Annotated in this window: 19 protein-coding genes and 1 tRNA gene; 4 read left to right on the top strand and 16 right to left on the bottom strand. The window is 49.9% G+C overall.

The genetic code is table 11. The features are described 5' to 3' along the window. Window positions 1-94: 94 nt before the first annotated feature. Window positions 95-682: a urate hydroxylase PuuD gene (locus HO274_RS00100; protein ID WP_031597200.1), complete on the top strand. Its 588-nt coding sequence runs from the start codon at window positions 95-97 to the stop codon at window positions 680-682. Here the strand turns inward: HO274_RS00100 and HO274_RS00095 are convergent, their stop codons facing one another. Then, window positions 683-1,492 (bottom strand): fused MFS/spermidine synthase, encoded by an 810-nt coding sequence (locus HO274_RS00095; protein WP_273120430.1) that lies wholly within the window; start codon window positions 1,490-1,492, stop codon window positions 683-685. A gap of 98 nt (window positions 1,493-1,590) precedes the next feature. On the opposite strand from HO274_RS00095, the gene HO274_RS00090 reads away from it, so the two are divergent. The 3 genes from HO274_RS00090 to HO274_RS00080 all read left to right on the top strand — a co-directional run bounded on the left by HO274_RS00090 (window position 1,591) and on the right by HO274_RS00080 (window position 2,766). Continuing rightward, window positions 1,591-1,666, top strand: a tRNA-His gene (locus HO274_RS00090). 453 nt (window positions 1,667-2,119) lie between these two features. Beyond that, window positions 2,120-2,347 carry a type II toxin-antitoxin system Phd/YefM family antitoxin gene (locus tag HO274_RS00085; RefSeq protein WP_031597317.1) on the top strand — a complete coding sequence of 76 codons (228 nt, stop codon included), beginning with the start codon at window positions 2,120-2,122 and terminating at the stop codon, window positions 2,345-2,347. Further along, on the top strand, window positions 2,344-2,766 hold the full coding sequence (locus tag HO274_RS00080; protein ID WP_273120427.1) for a type II toxin-antitoxin system VapC family toxin: 423 nt from the start codon (window positions 2,344-2,346) through the stop codon (window positions 2,764-2,766). Before HO274_RS00085 ends, HO274_RS00080 begins: the two co-directional genes overlap by 4 nt. A gap of 287 nt (window positions 2,767-3,053) precedes the next feature. Here HO274_RS00080 and HO274_RS00075 read toward each other — a convergent pair whose 3' ends face one another. From HO274_RS00075 to nifH, 15 genes are all read right to left on the bottom strand, one after another. Beyond that, window positions 3,054-4,865, bottom strand: a complete 1,812-nt coding sequence (locus HO274_RS00075; protein ID WP_273120424.1) for a putative bifunctional diguanylate cyclase/phosphodiesterase — start codon at window positions 4,863-4,865, stop codon at window positions 3,054-3,056. A gap of 170 nt (window positions 4,866-5,035) precedes the next feature. Next, a complete protein-coding gene (locus tag HO274_RS00070; RefSeq protein ID WP_273120423.1) occupies window positions 5,036-5,335 on the bottom strand; it encodes a hypothetical protein in 300 nt (99 codons plus the stop codon). Window positions 5,336-5,337: 2 nt separating this feature from the next. After that, entirely contained in the window at window positions 5,338-6,135 is a 798-nt protein-coding gene (locus HO274_RS00065) for a TOBE domain-containing protein (RefSeq protein ID WP_062188075.1), read from the bottom strand. Window positions 6,136-6,141: 6 nt separating this feature from the next. Then, window positions 6,142-6,876: an ABC transporter ATP-binding protein gene (locus tag HO274_RS00060; RefSeq protein WP_062188074.1), complete on the bottom strand. Its 735-nt coding sequence runs from the start codon at window positions 6,874-6,876 to the stop codon at window positions 6,142-6,144. Next, on the bottom strand, window positions 6,867-7,532 hold the full coding sequence (gene modB / locus HO274_RS00055) for a molybdate ABC transporter permease subunit (RefSeq protein ID WP_031595791.1): 666 nt from the start codon (window positions 7,530-7,532) through the stop codon (window positions 6,867-6,869). Before modB ends, HO274_RS00060 begins: the two co-directional genes overlap by 10 nt. Window positions 7,533-7,546: 14 nt before the next feature. Further along, window positions 7,547-7,750 carry a TOBE domain-containing protein gene (locus HO274_RS00050; RefSeq protein WP_031595789.1) on the bottom strand — a complete coding sequence of 68 codons (204 nt, stop codon included), beginning with the start codon at window positions 7,748-7,750 and terminating at the stop codon, window positions 7,547-7,549. Next, a complete protein-coding gene (modA, locus tag HO274_RS00045; RefSeq protein WP_273120419.1) occupies window positions 7,740-8,525 on the bottom strand; it encodes a molybdate ABC transporter substrate-binding protein in 786 nt (261 codons plus the stop codon). The genes HO274_RS00050 and modA overlap by 11 nt, the downstream gene beginning before the upstream one ends. Before the next feature lie 76 nt (window positions 8,526-8,601). After that, window positions 8,602-8,793 (bottom strand): CCE_0567 family metalloprotein, encoded by a 192-nt coding sequence (locus HO274_RS00040; RefSeq protein ID WP_031595787.1) that lies wholly within the window; start codon window positions 8,791-8,793, stop codon window positions 8,602-8,604. A gap of 13 nt (window positions 8,794-8,806) precedes the next feature. Further along, on the bottom strand, window positions 8,807-9,280 hold the full coding sequence (locus HO274_RS00035) for a NifX-associated nitrogen fixation protein (RefSeq protein WP_273120416.1): 474 nt from the start codon (window positions 9,278-9,280) through the stop codon (window positions 8,807-8,809). A 124-nt stretch (window positions 9,281-9,404) separates the two neighbouring features. Next, entirely contained in the window at window positions 9,405-10,784 is a 1,380-nt protein-coding gene (nifE, locus tag HO274_RS00030; protein ID WP_031595783.1) for a nitrogenase iron-molybdenum cofactor biosynthesis protein NifE, read from the bottom strand. Window positions 10,785-10,944: 160 nt separating this feature from the next. Continuing rightward, on the bottom strand, window positions 10,945-12,633 hold the full coding sequence (locus HO274_RS00025; protein ID WP_062188072.1) for a methyl-accepting chemotaxis protein: 1,689 nt from the start codon (window positions 12,631-12,633) through the stop codon (window positions 10,945-10,947). Between the two features lie 23 nt (window positions 12,634-12,656). Then, the gene (locus HO274_RS00020; RefSeq protein ID WP_031595780.1) at window positions 12,657-12,995 is read right to left on the bottom strand and encodes a 2Fe-2S iron-sulfur cluster-binding protein; all 339 of its coding nucleotides are present in this window, start codon (window positions 12,993-12,995) and stop codon (window positions 12,657-12,659) included. Between the two features lie 78 nt (window positions 12,996-13,073). After that, window positions 13,074-14,612, bottom strand: a complete 1,539-nt coding sequence (nifK, locus tag HO274_RS00015; RefSeq protein WP_031595779.1) for a nitrogenase molybdenum-iron protein subunit beta — start codon at window positions 14,610-14,612, stop codon at window positions 13,074-13,076. Between the two features lie 31 nt (window positions 14,613-14,643). Then, window positions 14,644-16,101 (bottom strand): nitrogenase molybdenum-iron protein alpha chain, encoded by a 1,458-nt coding sequence (gene nifD / locus HO274_RS00010; protein ID WP_031595776.1) that lies wholly within the window; start codon window positions 16,099-16,101, stop codon window positions 14,644-14,646. 142 nt (window positions 16,102-16,243) lie between these two features. Beyond that, window positions 16,244-17,143 (bottom strand): nitrogenase iron protein, encoded by a 900-nt coding sequence (gene nifH, locus HO274_RS00005; RefSeq protein ID WP_031595775.1) that lies wholly within the window; start codon window positions 17,141-17,143, stop codon window positions 16,244-16,246. Between the last annotated feature and the right edge of the window lie 23 nt (window positions 17,144-17,166).

Genomic DNA, 17,166 nt, shown 5'->3' with positions numbered 1-17,166 from the left:
TTGACGTAATTTTCTATAGATGTGGTATCTTCCCCCATCCCAACAGACGGGAAAAGATTTCCGTCATAAAAACTTCACACTCCAGGAGCTGGTCATGAGTATCATTTTCCAATCGTTGGGCCGTACCGTCAGCGCGGGTTTTATCCTGCTCGCTCTAATCCTGGCCATGCTTGGAGGGGGCAACCTAGACCTCCTTTCCCACAATTGGTGGACTTTTGCCTTTCGCTGGCTCCACGTCACTGTGGCCATCATGTGGATCGGTCTGCTGTGGTATTTCAATTTCGTCCAGATTCCTTCCATGTCCAAGATCCCGGACGAACAGAAACCTGCTATCTCCAAGATCATCGCACCAGCCGCCCTTTTCTGGTTTCGCTGGGCCGCGTTGGCCACCGTCATCATGGGTCTGGGGCTGGCCTCCATGAATGGATATGTCATGCAGGCTCTGATGCTGCGCGAAGGAGTCGTGCCCATCGGATTGGGCATGTGGATGGGGTTCATCATGGCTTTCAATGTCTGGTTCATCATCTGGCCGAATCAGAAAAAAGCACTCGGGCTCGTCCCTGTGGAAATCATTGAAAAACCCAAAGCAGCCCGGATTGCCCTGCTGACTTCGCGCTTCAATACCATGCTCTCCATCCCCGTAATCTTTTGCATGGTGGCCCAACAGCACGGCGGCTTCTGATCACTGACCCAGTCTCAGCATCCCGCTTGCACCGGACTGAAGTTGTTCGATGCGGGCGAGAAGACGCCCCAGATCCAGGGCATGATTTTTTTTCCAGGTCAGAACCCTTGCCCGCAACTCCACCAAAGACCAGGGACCCTGCGGCTCCGCACTGGCCAAAACCACACCATTGCCGCTATCCAGCGTAGGAAAATGCAGGGTTCGCTCGGTAAAAATGGCGTTCAAGGCACTCAAGGCCGATCGATAACCGCGCTGACGGGTCAATAAATTGGCGCATAGAAAACCGTGTGCGCTCAGGACTCGTCCACAATCCCGATAAAACCTTTCCCCCTGCAACCGTCCTGCACGCGCGCGCGCATCAAAGCCATCCACCAGAATCAGGTCATAAGTTTCGCTGACCTGACTCATGAAGTCCGCACCATCGCCTTCCACCAACGTGATTCGCTCTGAATCCTCCGGCATACGGAAAAACTGACGCGCTGCTTGTACCACGCTCGGATCGATTTCCACCACCGTCAGGTGGGCATGCGGACAATGACGATACAAATACTTGAGCAAGGATGCGGCCCCCAATCCGATCAATAGAATTCGAGTTGGCGTTTCCTCGCATAAAATCAAAGGAAAAATCATAGCGCGGGTATATTCCAATTCCAAAGCCCAAGGACGGGCCACTCGCATGGCCCCTTGCACCCATTCGGACCCGAAATGCAGTGTCCGCACCCCCTCCCCCTCGCGAATATCGATACTCGAAGCAGTCTTGGGAAAAATGGAGGAAGTAGTTGAGTGTTCTGGAGTAAGGGGCTTGGTCATAAGAATTCCTTGAATTATCGTACAACGATTGAAATCTCCAGAGACTAGCAAACTCCGAGACAGCATGCTACAATTCCGGCTTGCCTTTTCAAGCAGTGGTGGCGGTAGCTCAGTTGGTAGAGTCCCGGATTGTGATTCCGGTTGTCGTGGGTTCGAGCCCCATCCGTCACCCCAAAAAATCAATAAGTTACGATATAATTTATATTGCGGAATAAAATCGTAATTGCGGAATATTTTACTTCAAAGGGGACACTTTTCTTGTTCCTCTGATGTAATAACGACGGGTAACCGCATCGCTTGAATGTCCCAACATCGAGGTTGCATCAAGTCCCAATCCATTACGTCTGACGCAACTTTGGCCCTCAAGTCGTTTTCAGCAACCCCCTCTCCTTCGTATTTATTCATTGCCCTGGCCCATGCAGCCTTGAGCCCGCTTGCGGTGATAGGAAACAACCGAGATCTGATGGCTTTCTGCGAAGCCCCCTACAAGTGTCAACCGCACCAAGTAGTGCCGAAGTCCACTTCAAAAACGGGATGAAGGGTCATTAGGCGCAATAATTCTTTACAATATGACTATCTTGATAAATAATATCTCTTGAAATGACTATTTCAAGGAGCCCGGAATCAATGAAAACTGCCACTGTAGCGGATGCCAAATCGCATTTATCCGCCTTGCTCGCTGAAGTTGAAACTGGCCAAGGTGTTGTTATCACCCGTCGTGGAAAACCAGTGGCACGTCTCGTTCCCGAGCCTCGACCAGGGGGCTTCGACTGGTCTGACTTGCGCAATTGGGTGTCTGCGCCGCCGACATCGGGTCTGACTGTTGTCGAAATGCGCGAACAGGACCTGCTGTGATTTATCTCGATACTTCGGTTCTGGGCGCGATCTTTTTTCGAGAGTCTGGCGCGGTCAATCTTGTGGCTCGACTAGAAAGCCAGCGTAAAACGAAGTTGATGATTTCAGCCTGGACTTTAACCGAGATGGCCAGCATCGGCGGCATCAAACAGCGGACAGGTGCCATCGACGCTGACACCCGCCAGCAGGCGATCGCGAATTTTCAGCGGTTTGCATCCATGCGACTTGTCACGGTAGAAATCGATCCGACGGATTTTCGTACCGCAGCGGTACTTATCGAATCGCCTGCCGTCCTGCGTGCAGGGGATGCGCTGCATCTGGCAATCGCTCGCCGCTTGGGTGCCAAAATCGCCAGTCTGGACCACCGGTTGTGTGCGGCGACCGAGGTGTTAGGGATGGCCAGATTTGAACTTTTGTGAGCGCCAAATCTGAACCGTTTGATAGGAAACAACCGGGATTCTGATGGTTTTCTGCGAAGCCCCCTACAAGTGTCAACCACACCAAGCAGTGCCGGGATCCACTAAAAACCATGATTCTGGATATCGGTAATTTATGGCAGAAACTGCCATAATGTTATTCACATTCTCTGGGAGAAAACCATGTCAATAAACATCTCGTTACCCATCGAAGAAGAAATGACCCAATACGGTGCCTCTTATTACGCATCGCACTGATTTGTGCTCGGCATCCTGGGTCCTGAGGGAACTCAAGATCGGACAGACTGTTCTCCTGCGATCATTTTTTCAAACTCTGCTGCAGGTATGGCAGGTGAATACAGAAAGCCCTGAACGAAGTCGCAACCGCATGATTTCAGTATATCGCGCTGTACTTCCGTTTCCACGCCCTCGGCAATCGTTCTGATGCCCAGTTTATGCGCCATGACGATGATCGCCTCGGCCAACGCCCTGTCGTCCACATTTTTCTCCAAATCCTTGATGAAGGAACGGTCGATCTTCAGATAATCAATATCAAATTGCTTGAGATAGGACAGTGAAGAAAAACCGGTACCGAAGTCGTCAATACTTACCTCGATACCATTGTTCCTGAAATCCAGTAACCGTTCCTTGGTTTTGGCTGATTGTTTGAACAGCAATCCTTCCGTAATTTCAACGTTGATTCTGTTTCCAGGAACACCCAGTTCCTTCATTTTCTGTTGCCAAACCTGCTTTTCAGGATGCTCGAATTGGATAGGAGATTTATTCACGCTGATCTGAATGACATACCCCAATCGTTTCTGCCAATCCACCACACAGGCGAGTGCTTGCTGGAACACCCAATCACCGATTTCATGGATGAGCCCGGATTCTTCGGCCAAGGGAATAAAGACCACTGGACTGATCATGCCACGACTGGGATGCTTCCACCTTAGTAAAGCCTCCGCTTTGGTGATTGACCCGCTCTTCAATTCAATAATGGGCTGATAGTACACATTCAACTCATTTCGAACCAGTGCCTGTCGCAGATCATTGGTCAGTTCCTGTTTTTCCCTGGCTTCCTGCTGCATGGATTGGGTAAAATAACTGAAACGGTTACGTCCTTCCGCCTTGGCCACATACATCGCCTGATCGACGTGTTTTAACAGGTTTGCAATATCCTGAGCATCCTCCGGATAAACGGTAATTCCGATGCTGGCGGAGATATAAACGGTATCGTTATCCAGTTGATACGGCTTGCTCAGCACCTGGATGATATCCAGGGCAATACGCTCCACATGCGTGTGCGTGTTGAGTTCGGGCAGAATGATGATGAATTCATCCCCACCCAAACGAGCCACGGTGTCTGCTTCACGCACACATTTTCTGATCCGGTGGGCAGCTTCAATCAATAATAAATCGCCGGATGGGTGTCCCAATGTGTCGTTGACTTCTTTAAACTGATCGAGGTCTATGAGCAAAAGGACCAAAGACGATTCAGTACGCTGAACTTTCTTGATTTCCTGCGCAAGACGGTCATAGAACAGGTTGCGGTTAGGCAGACTGGTGAGAGAATCATAATTGGCCAGGCGAAAAAGTTTTTGCATGCTGGAATGAAAATAAGTGTCCAACGCCAGATCCATATCAAAGAACACCACTTTCAATACCGCATCATAAGCCGCTATCAGTTCCGCACTGTCGTCTCCATAAATCTCATGCAAGATTGGCAGTAAAGAGGATAAATACTTTCGGTAAGCCCCGGTATACCACCGGGGTTCGAGTCCAACCTTTTGATGCGTATAACCAACCTTCAATCGATCCGATACGTAGTCTTCGCCATAGTCACCAGCGGTCAGGCGAAAAAAATATTGGGATTGCAGTTTCTTGAGCCGGTGGATTGATGCTTCATCAGAAAGCATCATTCTCAACTCGGGAAAAGAAAAAACATGTCGGTAGAATGAGTCGGTAAATAAATCGACAACGGCTTCATTGCGCTCCAGATACTGATGAATCTGGCGCAATATCTCCACGTCAACTTCGGAAAACTCAAGAAATTCCTTGCGCCGGGCAATATTTTCCGCCGTGATAAACTTTTCTTCCAACATATAATCCGAAATTATTTTTTCAACCACAATTATTTCTCACCATGTCTCCATATCGGTAGAAGGATAAGTTCCATCGCAATATGCCCCCCAGGTCGGTTGTAGCGATCCGGGGATTCACTCATTCTTGAAGTGTACCAGATGTACTGTATCCACTTTTCAGTGGCATCTTCTTAAATTTTCAAACGAATATCCACATTCCGTGCCAGCCAACCCAGCGTCGCCGCACGAAAAGCGCTGTCCTCTGCCTCATTCCAGATCAGACAATGAAATGCTTCATTTTTGGTCAGAAGTTCATTATCGGCAAGTTTTCTCACAGCCTGTTTGCAATCCTCAGGATTGACCCCATGCTTTTCAAACACTTGAAAAGCCGCGGAGATTCCTGCTCTGATCTCATCTCCCGAGAGGAGAGAGGACTGTTCGCCTACAAATTCCAAGCCAACAGGCTTTTCAAGTTCCGTTGAATGTGACATGTTTATATCCTTGCAAGAATGACGGTTGAACTGGTAAAAACTGCTTGGGCCAGAGTTCCTACAACCAACTCCAATTTTCCGATAGTTTCGAGCGTCACGATGGAAGTCACCGTTTTTTCGTTGGGCAACACCAACGATATCGCTGCGTTCACTTCTCCTGCCTGAATCCGGGAAATCACGCCACAAAGCCGGTTTTCAGCGCTGAATTGCGTGGATGCTTCCGTTGTCAAAAGGATGGAAGGGGCCTTGATCAAGGCATAAACTTCCACTCCAATCTCAAGTTCCATGAGTTCAACACTTTCAGCCGTGATCACAGAGACAATCTCGTTATGATCATCAAGACTGATTTTTATCTCAGCATTGACCGAACCCCTGGAGATCTTCTTGATTTTCCCGGAAAACTGATTTCTCGCACTGGTTCTCATCGAGAACCTTTTGTAAATATTTTGGAGATGGTTGAAGCCCTCCCTATCAGTCGCCAGATCCTCCATGACCCCCTGAAATTTCTTCTCGCCTTCCCGAAAAATTTTAACCAGCCACTGGCCATGTTCGGTCAAAGCCGTTCCTCCACCATGCCGCCCCCCTGTGGATCGGCGAACCAGTGGATGGTCCGACAAATTATTCATGGTGTCCACAGTATCCCATGCCGCCTTGTAACTCATTCCAATCGCTTTTGCGGCCGAGGTAATCGATCCATGGGTTGCAATCGCTTCCAGTAACATGACCCGGTGGTCTCCAAGAAAAGATAGGCCATTTTTTTCGAGCAGAAGATGGGCTTTCAATTTTGAAAAATTTTCCATAGCTTCTTAAAATGAAAAAACGGGTTCTGTGTGAATCGTGATTTGTCCCAGCAATTCAGAGACCCGTTCATTGAGGGGATGCTTGATGATCTCCATGGGTTCCCCTTCCTGCACGACACGACCCTGTTCGTAGATAATCAGTTTGTCCGCCAAGGCCAATGCTTCGCTTAGATCATGGGTAATCAGAATCATGGGGATCCCCAACTTTCTCTGGAGCAGTTTAAGTTCCGTTCTGATCATCTTGCGAACCGAAATATCCACCGCAGCCAGCGGTTCGTCCAGCAGCAGAATCCTGGGTTTTCTCATCAAGGCGCGAGCCAGGGCCACCCGCTGCTTTTGACCCCCTGAAAGTTCCTTGGGGTAACGATTCTCCAGTCCTTCAAGTTGAAATAACGTAATCATTTCATGGAATTCTTCAGCCGCCGGACTGGGTGCTTGATGACCATAAAGAATATTTTGACGAACTGTCATATGTGGAAACAGCGCATAGTTCTGGGGCAAATACCCAATTTCTCTCCTTTGTGGGGGAAGATCAATGGTGGCAAAGGAATCAAAAAAAACCCGCTCACCCACTCGAATATAGCCTTCATCCATCGGTGAAAATCCTGAAATCGCCTGCAATGTCATTGACTTGCCAGATCCAGATGGACCAAAAATCACCACGATTCCTTCCCGGGAAACCCAGTGGACATCAAGAGTAAATCCTTCAAGATTTTTCTTGAGTCGGATAGTTACATCCATCTGCTGCGACTCAGTTTTCCTGCCAAATAAACAACGAACACTGAAATGCCGGTCAGTACCCAAGCAAGTTGCCCTGCCCTGGTATCATCGCCTGCCTGAAAAGCCGAATAGATGGACAGCGAAAGGGTACTGGTCCTTCCTGGGATATTTCCCGCAATCATCAGCGTTGCGCCAAATTCTCCCAATCCTCTAGCAAAAGCCAATACCACGCCAGCCATGATACCGCTCCGTGCCAACGGCAGGATCACATGAACAAAAGTTTCCCACTTCGATTTGCCCAAACTATAGCTAACTCTGATTAAATCTTCATCAACGGACTCAATCGCAGACCTGGCCACTCTGACCATGAGCGGCAAAGAGACGATAAAGGCTGCAATCACGGCACCTTGCCAGGTAAATAAAAAGGACCATCCTGTCAACTGGTATAGCGGCGCACCGACAATACCCTCCCGTCCCAACAGAACCATCAAATAGTAACCCACCACTGTGGGCGGTAGCACCATGGGAATGGTCACTACTGCATCAATAATATTTTTCCCTCTGAAATTACAGCGCGCCAGGACGAAAGCCAGAGCCAATCCAAACAGGGCAACCAGCAAAGTTGAACTGGTTGCAACCCACAACGAAATTTTCAAGGCAGAGAGAAAAGAATCCATGTTGCTGGCCACAATCACTTCATGATCATCACTTCCGTTGATTTAATCAACGCCACCACATGGTCTCCTACCTTGAGTCCCATCTCTTCAGCACTATCCCGGGTAATGACCGACACGATCATGTTTTCTCCAGATTTCAGGGTGATCTGACACTCTATTTCCCCTTTTTTGATCGCAAGAATTTCTCCTGCCAGTTTATTCTGTCCACTAATTTTCATGATGATCTCCTTCTGTTGGATTGACACGATGCTTTTCCACAATCTGAAATCCAAATCTGGAAAAGACTTCTTTCCCTTCTGGCCCGGAAATAAAATCCATGAACTCGCGCGCCGCCTGAGGATGAGTTGAAAATTTCAAAATAGCCGCCGGGTAAAGAATCGACTCGTGGGATCCTTTAGGTGCACTCATGACGATCCGGACCCGATCTTTCATGGTCAATGCATCAGTGGAGAAAACCAACCCTGCATCGACGTCTCCTCTGGCTACATATTCCAGAACCTGTCGGACATTCTCCCCGTAAACCAACCGATTTTCCAACAAATCATAGAGTCCCTGAAATTTCAGAATTTCTTTGGCGTACTGACCCGCCGGTACGAAACCTGGATCCCCTATGGCCAAGCGATGTACCTTTGACAGATCTGAAAATTCTTGTATTGAAGCTTGATTGGATCTTGGAACGATCAGAACGATCTCATTCGAAAGTAAATTGTGCGGTTCGCCCAGGATCAATTGCTTTCGTTGAAGCGCATCCATTTCTTTCATGGAAGCACTAATAAACATATCTACCGGCGCACTCTCTTCGATCTGCTTCTCCAGTGATCCGGAAGCCCCAAAATTAAAAAGGATTGTTTCACTGGGATGCCTGGACTGATAAATCCCCTTCAGGACATTCAAGGAATCCGTCAGACTGGATGCGGCCGATACCACCAATTCAGCGGCTTCCGCCTGTGCCATCCACAGAAAAAACAGAACTGGGAGCCAACCCGACTTCATCCCTGTAACCCCTTCATCAATGCAAACCAGTATCACACAGAATCCCCCGGATCAAGCAGGGGGATATTGGGTCAAGTCAACCTTCAGTCATTCGGCTTTTCATTTCATTCAAATTTCGGTAGGCCACATAGGTTTTCTGCGCCACTTCCATGATTCTCTCCCATCCGGTCGGCAGATCCTCTGATAGATCATGCAAATCCATCTTCAAAGCTGTTGCCTGAGCATTGAGTTTCTTCAAAACCAGTTTAATATTTTCGGGTTCATCCATGGTTCAATGTCCTTTAACCGAATTTAGCGACTTCGGGAAATTGAGAGATCATGGCCACCCCGGCTTCCACCAATTTCTCCCCTTCTTCCGCCAACTTTTCCATACTGGGAAAACCGAAACGATGTACATCCCTCAATTGCTTGTTGACGACGATCAAGCGTCCAGCAATCAGGACCATCCGACCAAAACCTTCGTGATGCATCTTCATCATGGGACTCACCATAACTTTTGTCTGTTGTTCAATGGCCATCCCAATTGCGTTATAGAACAACTCCAAACGCCAAATGGTTTCCGGGTCCGGGTCTCCCATGAGCGGAATCGTTTTTCTCTTTTCCTTGTCAAGGATGTAGGGATCCAACAATACTTCATCGCTTTTCTTTTCCCAGGTTCCATAGGAATCCTGAGCTCGCCATTGTTTGACCAATTCCTTGATGAACATGGATTCCATTGCATTTACCTCTTTGGCTTCAGCCAATACTTGACTCATTCAGACCCCCTAAAATGATCTAATTCAGATTGGTTCTCCATAAATCAGAGCCAATAATGCGCCCTCTTCCTTTCCAGCCATCCACTCAAACTTTGGCATAAGCCAACGTCAATCAACGTATTTCCTATTCCCAAGGTGCCGGTTTCCTGACCTGTTCCCATATCGGGTTATACAATGCCTTGTCAATTTCACGAACCAGTGCCACCATGCCATCATATCCGGCATAGGCATGATGCCTCTCCTGATTGATGTCCAGCCAGGGCATTTTTGCCTTGAGGGCCACGAACTGGGATCTTCCGCCTGACAACATGATTTCCGCCTTGGCATCCTTGAGCATGGTATACATCTCCTTAGGGGACATGTCATCAATCATGTGGGCTTCCTCCCCCATGATTTCCTTGATTCTTTCCTTGTCTTCCAGGGTGGATTTTTTAACGCTGGTTCCAACGATTTCCATCCCGACTTCCTGTAAGGCAGAAACCACAGACCAGGATTTGACCCCCCCGGTGATCAATAAAACCTTGCGCCCTGCCAGACGTTCCCGATAACTCTCGAGTTTTTTCCAAGCTTTTGATTCTTCCTCGGCAATCAACGCCTCAGTACGCGCCAGCAAGTCCTCAGGCGCACCTTGCCGGACAAGCAACTGCGCCGTCTGCCGCAGAGATTCACTCATATCGGAGATTCCGTAAAAAGAACCTTCAAAATAGGGAATCCCATAGCGTTCTTCCAGTTTTCTGGTGATGTTGATCATGGCTTTCGAACATACCATCATGGTGACACGAGCACGATGCGCCCAAGCCACCTCTTTGTATTTGGCATCGCCAGAGATACAGGACAAGACACGGATTCCCAGACGCTCGAACAAGGGTTTGACTTGCCATAATTCGCCAGAAAGATTGTATTCGCCGATGATGTTGATATCGTAGGGAGTCGTATATTCAGGCTCTTCAGTTCCAATGACATAGTCAAGCAAGGATTCACCCGCCAATTTATTGCCGAGATTCTTATTTCCCACAAATCCGGGCGAATCCACCGGGATGACGGGTTTTCCAAATTTCTTGGTCGCTGCTTTGCAGACAACTTCAATGTCATCGCCGATCATGGCTGTCACACAGGTTTGATAAACGAAAATGGCAGGAGGATCGTATTTTTCGATGATTTCACGAATAGATTTGTACAGACGTTTTTCGCCACCATACACCACATCCAATTCACCGATATCAGTGGTGAATCCGGTCCGGTAAAGACGCGACCCTGAAGACAGGGCACTACGGTTATCCCAGGAGTTTCCCTCGCAGGCAATGGGTCCATGAACCAGATGGGCCGCATCCGTAATCGGCTGCAATGCGATCTTTGCACCATCAAAGGCACAACCTCCCGCGGCGGCGCCAGGAACAAGTTGTTTGGTACACCCTTTTTTGCGTTCCTTTTCCGACTTCCCCTGATTTTTTTCGCAGCCAGGCTCGCTGAACACTTCCTGTATCTTGATATTGAGTCCGGCCATGGTCTGTCCTCCAGAATGAAAGGGATCCTGCAAAAGGGGTGACAGACAATGAAAAGCAATTACCGTGCCATACTCAACACATTGATTTTATTAAAACTTTAACCTGTCGCAAAACAAACAATTGGAATAAACAAAACAATTGATCAAAACAAGGACAACGTTATAACTTGAATCGACTGGTGAGTTGATTGAGTTCACCCGCCATGCTTACCAGGGCCTTGGTAGCATCATTCACCTGTTCTACCGACTCTGCATTTTTCTCGGCTCCCTGAGCAATCTGTTCAATACGCTTCGCCACCTCATGGCTGGCAATACTCTGTTCCTGAACAGCAGCCACGATGTCAGAAATTCCCGCCACCATTTTTTCCGACTCTTGAGCAATTTTATCGATGGCATCTCCCGCTTTCCCAGCCTGAACTTCTCCATGTCGAACCCTGTCCACCACAAGATTGATCATTCGGATCGCCTCCAGGGTGCCTTCATGAATACCACTGGATACTTTCCCGATCGTGGCGGCACTCTGAGCGCTCTGACCCGCCAACTTTCTCACTTCATCGGCCACCACGGCGAACCCCCGCCCCTGTTCCCCGGCCCGAGCCGCTTCAATGGCCGCATTCAGGGCCAGCAGGTTGGTCTGGTCGGCAATCTCCTTGATGGAACCCACGATCTCCGTAATCTGTCCGGCACGCTCCCCCAGATTCCGAACAGCATCCGAAGCTTGCAGAACTTCCTTGCTGATTATAATCATGTTGTCCACCACCTCTTGAACCGTGTTCATTCCTTCCTTGGCTTCCAGCAAGGAACGAGCAGATGTTTGTCCCACCATATCTGCGTTGTCGGCTGTGCTGTCGATACTTGTGGAAATCTCTTCGACACTGGCTGACGCCGCCTGAGAGAACTCGGACTGCTCCAACGATGTCCTGGCTGCGGAGCGGGAGGCCTCCTCCGTTTCCATTGTGCGGGTGTTGATATTTACCGAGGTGAATATGATCTGGTCGATGATGGCGCCCATCAATACCTTGGTGGACTGAACCTTGTTCAACAGCGTTCCTACCTCATCCTGTCCACTAACATCTACCGGACGACTGAAATCTCCTGCCACGATCTCTTCGAGATGTTGTGCCACCGCCAGAAGAGGCCGCGCAACATAACGACGCGATACCCAACTAAAGATAAAAAAGAACAGGACTTGCAAGATGATCTGTGCCGCCACCAATGTCAGGGTGATAACGTTCAGCCGGGAAAATTCTTTCGACAGATCCATCATCAGACCCTTGGCCACGGCATCGTCAAGAATGTTCGAGCGGATTTGTTGGTAGGTGATGAAAGTAGAACCCGATAATAGTGCGAACAACAGGGGCTGAACCATGACCTGCATTTTGTACTGGATAGACAGTCCGAAAAACCAGCGCTTCAGGGACAGAGGTTGGGACGGAGCTTGGGTTGTTGGATATTGACGGTAAAGTGCTTCGGCATTGAGTACTTCTTGCCGTGCAGGCTTCTTTCGATAGGAGAGGTAACCCTCGACGTGTCCATTCTGGATAATGGGGGAAATCGTAGCCAAGACCCAGTAATGATCGCCATTTTTAGCCCTGTTCTTGACGAAACCCCGCCAGACTCGGCCTGATTTGACCGTTGCCCACAAATCGGCAAAGGCCCACTGGGGCATATCGGGGTGACGCACCACATTGTGACTTTTACCAATGAGTTCTGAACGGTCAAATCCTGAGATATGCACAAAAGAGTCGTTGGCATCGGTGATGATGCCTTTTGGATCTGTGCGTGTGACGAATACCACGGACTCTGGATAATCAATTTCATGCTGAGTCACAGGGCCGTTATTTTTCACGATGATTACTCAGTTCAGAAAGATTAAAATACCACCATTATAGGTTCATCTGAAACAATATACTGGCAGGCCAGACGCCATCTGGGAGGAATATCCTTGAACATGAGTTGTTCACTCTCCGCCTTGGATAACTTTCCATCCCGAATGAACTGCCTTCTTTCGAGAGGGCCTATACTTATCCACTTGGGATTCCGCCGCATTGGAACTATTTTTACGGCACAAGCCCCGCATTTTCCTTCTCCGCACACGCAATGCTTGGGTAGGTCATATTGCTCCATCAATGCCAGCAAACTAAGACCGGGTAAGGTTTCCACCACCAGCTTATCTTGCATCGGCGGCGTCAAAAATGTCACCATCACCATGGTACCCCCCTCCACAAAGTTTGGACATCCATAAAAAGGATGGAGAGCGGACCTGTGCTCTCCAACCCAAACTTCGCCTCAGCGGATGATGTCGAAACTATAGTCGCTCTTGGCAGGAATATTGGTATTCTTGTCCATCTCGTCAAATATCTTGTCGAGTACCGTCACCAATACATTCATCCCGCCCTGATAACCCCACACCGGATAACGGTGATGGTGATGCCGATCAAAAACCGGAAATCCAATCCGGATCAGTGGAGTCCCCGTATCCCGTTCCAGATACTTCCCGTAGGTATTCCCAATCAAAAAGTCCACCGGTTCCGTAAACAGCAGTGAACGCATGTGCCACAGGTCCTTCCCGGCATAGGCATGACACCCCGCTCCGAAGGGGGAAGAAGCCAGCAAGGCTTCCATCTTCCCGAGCCAGTCATTCCCCCCATTGGTGGACAATACATGCACCGGCTCCGCCCCCAGTTCCATCAAAAAGGCTGCCAGCCCCAGACACAGGTCAGGATCCCCATAGATCGCAAACTTCTTCCCGTGAATATGCGCGCTTGAATCCGCAATCGCATCCACCAGACGTCCTCTTTCCTTCGTCAGCAATGCCGGAATCGCCTTACCCGTGATCCGCGATATTTCCATCAGAAACTTGTCCGTCCCAGCCACCCCAACCGGATGGTTGAAGGACACCACTTCCTGACCATGGGTCGCTGCATACGACAACGTCTTCTCGGTGCAATACTGTTGCATCGAAATCGTCGCCTTCGCATTCAACGCCGCCGCCGTATCCTCCAGCGTCGTGCCGCCGTCGTACATCCGGAATTCACCATCCGCAGGCGTATCAAATACCTCACTGTTGTCCGCCAGGATCGTGTAGTCCACCCCCATCAGATCCAGCATCCGTTTCACTTCCCGCGTATTCCCCACGGTGTAACCGTCAAATCCCCCAATCAGGTTGATCTTGTCCTTCGCTACCCGTGTCTTCCCTTCCCAAAAATTCGACAGAATCCCCTTCAACGCGTTGTCATACCCCGTAATGTGGCTTCCCACAAAGGCCGGCGTATGTGCATAGGGCACCGGAAAATCTTCAGGCACACTCCCCTTGTTGCGCGCATTGGTGATAAACCCGTTCAGGTCATCCCCAATCACTTCCGCCATGCAGGTCGTGGATACCGCAATCATCTTTGGCTTGTACATGCTGTAGGTATTGGACAACCCATCGATCATGTTGTTCAGACCCCCAAATACCGCCGCATCTTCCGTCATCGACGACGAAACGCAGGATGACGGCTCCTTGAAGTGCCGGCTCAGGTGGCTTCGGTAATACGCCACGCATCCCTGGGATCCATGCACAAACGGCATCGTCCCTTCAAACCCCACCGCCACAAACACCGCCCCCAACGGTTGGCATGCCTTCGCCGGATTCACCGTCAATGCTTCCCGTCCAAAATTCTTCTCCCGGTATTCCCAGGTCTTGGTCCACTCCCGAATCTCCTCCACTCGCTCCTTCGGGTGTGAATTCTCAAAATTCTTCTTCTTGTTCTCGAACATCTCCAGATATTCCGGCTCTCGAAATAAATTGAAATGATCCAGTACGCTACTCGAGTTCTGCGTCATGATGTCTCTCCTATCACAATATTAATCGGCTTCAACTATTCGCCCAGGGCGTCTTGGTCAATCCCCAGATCGGATTGTTGATCGCCATATCCATATCCCGCGCAAATATGGCAAATCCGTCATACCCGTGGTACGGACCCGAATAATCCCAGGAGTGCATCTGCCGGAACGGCACTCCCATCTTCTGGAATACATACTTCTCCTTGATCCCAGACCCCACCAGATCCGGCTGGACCTTCTCTACAAACTTCTCGAACTCATAACCCGTCACATCGTCATAAATCAACGTCCCGTCCTTCACATAGTGGGTCGTGCGCTGGTAGTCGTCGTTATGACCAAACTCATAGCCCGTCCCCACCACTTCCATCCCGAGATCCTCGTATGCACCAATCACATGACGCGGACGCAACCCTCCCACAAACAACATCACCGTCTTCCCCGCCAGACGGGGCTTGTACTTGTCAATCACCGCCTGCATCAACGGCTTGTACTTCGCAATCACTCGTTCCGCCCCTTCCTTGATCTTGTCATCAAAGTGGCTTGCAATTTCACGCAACGATGCCTCGATCTTCGAAGGTCCAAAAAAGTTGTACTCCACCCAGGGAATCCCGTACTTCTCTTCCATGTGTCGCGAGATATAGTTCATCGAACGATAACAATGCAGCACATTCAGTTTCGCCTTCGGCGTGTTCTCCAACTCCGCTATACTCCCGTCCCCAGACCATTGCGCAATCACCCGCAATCCCATCTCTTCCAGCAAAATCCGCGAGGCCCAGGCATCCCCACCAATGTTGTAGTCCCCAATGATCGAAACATCATAGGGTGTACTCACAAACTCCGGATGCTTCCCTTCCGACTTGTCAAATATCCAGTCCCGCACCGTGTCATTCGCAATATGGTGCCCCAGCGATTGCGATACTCCACGAAACCCTTCGCATCGCACCGGCACAATCGTCTTCCCACCAAACTCCTTCGACTTCTTCTTCGATACCGCCTCGATATCATCCCCAATCAGTCCGATCGGACATTCCGACTGTACCGTGATCCCCTTGTTCAACGGAAACAGATCCTCGATCTCGTCCATGATCTTCTCGAGTTTCTTGTCCCCACCAAAAACAATGTCCTTCTCCTGAAAGTCCGAGGTAAACTGCATCGTCACAAAGGTATCCACCCCCGTCGTGCCGATGTAGTAGTTCCTGCGGGCCGCCCACGAATACTGTCCACAGCCCACCGGTCCGTGACTGATGTGCACCATGTCCTTGATCGGCCCCCACACCACCCCCTTCGATCCTGCGTACGCACATCCACGGATCGTCATCACTCCAGGAATCGACTTGATGTTCGACTTCACATTGCAGTCCGTCTTCCCTTCTTCGTACACATTCAGATGTTTGGCTCGACGCTTCGCTGTCTTCTCGGGATAAACCTCCAGAACTTCCTCGATCAGCGCCTGGTTTCTTACTTTCACTTGCTCTACTGTCAGGCTCATTTCGCCCTCCTATAAAAAAATGAATAAAGGGTTTACAAGACCCGGAAAATCTCCACCCATAGCCCCTCCTTTCCAGGACCATCGGCGCAACTTTCCCGGACCCCCGCCCATGGCTCTTCACCTCGGACGGGGTTCCCCCCAATTACTGGGCCGCCGCCAGTTCTGCCGCCAGTTCTGCCGCCGTCTTGCCCACCACCGATTCATCCACACGCTTCATGATCCCGTGCTCCATCAACAAGTCTTCCAACTCGTCCATCGTGATCGGCGTCGGAATCGTCCCATTCCCCGCGTTCGCATGAATCTTCGTCGCCAGGCTCCGGTACTCATCCGCCTGCTTCGAATCCGGTGCATATTCCAGCACCGTCATCCGCCGCAGTTCCGCATGCTGCACAATGTTGTCGCGGGGTACGAAATGAATCAACTTCGTGTTCAACTTCACCGCCAGCGATTCCGCCAACTCCAGTTCCTTGTCCGTCTGGCGCTCATTGCACACCAACCCCCCCAAGCGTACGCCACCGGAATTGGCATACTTCAAAATCCCCTTCGAAATATTGTTCGCCGCATACATCGCCATCATCTCTCCCGACATGACGATGTAAATCTCCTGTGCCTTGTTCTCCCGAATCGGCATCGCAAATCCACCACACACCACATCCCCCAATACGTCATAGGAAACGTAATCCATGTTGTCGTAGGCCCCTTCCTCTTCCAGGAAGTTGATCGAGGTGATCACGCCCCGTCCCGCACATCCCACACCGGGCTCAGGTCCACCGGATTCCACACAGCGAATCCCCTTGAAACCCACCTTCATCACATCTTCCAGCTCCAGATCCTCCACGCTTCCCGCATCCGCCGCCAGACTCAAAATCGTGTCCTGTGCCTTCGCATGCAGAATCAGACGCGTCGAATCCGCCTTCGGATCACAACCCACAATCAGAATCTTCTGACCCAAATCCGCCAGCGCCGCCAGGGTGTTCTGTGAAGTCGTCGACTTCCCGATCCCACCCTTCCCATAAAATGCAATCTGTCTCAAATTAGCCATCTCTTTCTCCTTGGAATACAGTT

The organism is Ferrovum myxofaciens, assembly GCF_013181415.1.
GTDB lineage: Bacteria > Pseudomonadota > Gammaproteobacteria > Burkholderiales > Ferrovaceae > Ferrovum > Ferrovum myxofaciens.
The sequence above is the reverse complement of the archived record's forward strand: the minus strand, read 5'-3'. Positions and strand labels throughout refer to the sequence as shown.

Bases quoted from the DNA above. Each gene is read 5' to 3' on its own strand.
- HO274_RS00100 (WP_031597200.1), top strand. From the start codon at position 95: ATGAGTATCATTTTCCAATCGTTGGGCCGTACCGTCAGCGCGGGTTTT.
- HO274_RS00095 (WP_273120430.1), bottom strand. From the start codon at position 1,492: ATGACCAAGCCCCTTACTCCAGAACACTCAACTACTTCCTCCATTTTT.
- HO274_RS00085 (WP_031597317.1), top strand. From the start codon at position 2,120: ATGAAAACTGCCACTGTAGCGGATGCCAAATCGCATTTATCCGCCTTG.
- HO274_RS00075 (WP_273120424.1), bottom strand. From the start codon at position 4,865: ATGTTGGAAGAAAAGTTTATCACGGCGGAAAATATTGCCCGGCGCAAG.
- HO274_RS00070 (WP_273120423.1), bottom strand. From the start codon at position 5,335: ATGTCACATTCAACGGAACTTGAAAAGCCTGTTGGCTTGGAATTTGTA.
- HO274_RS00065 (WP_062188075.1), bottom strand. From the start codon at position 6,135: ATGGAAAATTTTTCAAAATTGAAAGCCCATCTTCTGCTCGAAAAAAAT.
- HO274_RS00060 (WP_062188074.1), bottom strand. From the start codon at position 6,876: ATGGATGTAACTATCCGACTCAAGAAAAATCTTGAAGGATTTACTCTT.
- modB (WP_031595791.1), bottom strand. From the start codon at position 7,532: ATGGATTCTTTTCTCTCTGCCTTGAAAATTTCGTTGTGGGTTGCAACC.
- HO274_RS00050 (WP_031595789.1), bottom strand. From the start codon at position 7,750: ATGAAAATTAGTGGACAGAATAAACTGGCAGGAGAAATTCTTGCGATC.
- modA (WP_273120419.1), bottom strand. From the start codon at position 8,525: ATGAAGTCGGGTTGGCTCCCAGTTCTGTTTTTTCTGTGGATGGCACAG.
- HO274_RS00040 (WP_031595787.1), bottom strand. From the start codon at position 8,793: ATGGATGAACCCGAAAATATTAAACTGGTTTTGAAGAAACTCAATGCT.
- HO274_RS00035 (WP_273120416.1), bottom strand. From the start codon at position 9,280: ATGAGTCAAGTATTGGCTGAAGCCAAAGAGGTAAATGCAATGGAATCC.
- nifE (WP_031595783.1), bottom strand. From the start codon at position 10,784: ATGGCCGGACTCAATATCAAGATACAGGAAGTGTTCAGCGAGCCTGGC.
- HO274_RS00020 (WP_031595780.1), bottom strand. From the start codon at position 12,995: ATGGTGATGGTGACATTTTTGACGCCGCCGATGCAAGATAAGCTGGTG.
- nifK (WP_031595779.1), bottom strand. From the start codon at position 14,612: ATGACGCAGAACTCGAGTAGCGTACTGGATCATTTCAATTTATTTCGA.
- nifD (WP_031595776.1), bottom strand. From the start codon at position 16,101: ATGAGCCTGACAGTAGAGCAAGTGAAAGTAAGAAACCAGGCGCTGATC.
- nifH (WP_031595775.1), bottom strand. From the start codon at position 17,143: ATGGCTAATTTGAGACAGATTGCATTTTATGGGAAGGGTGGGATCGGG.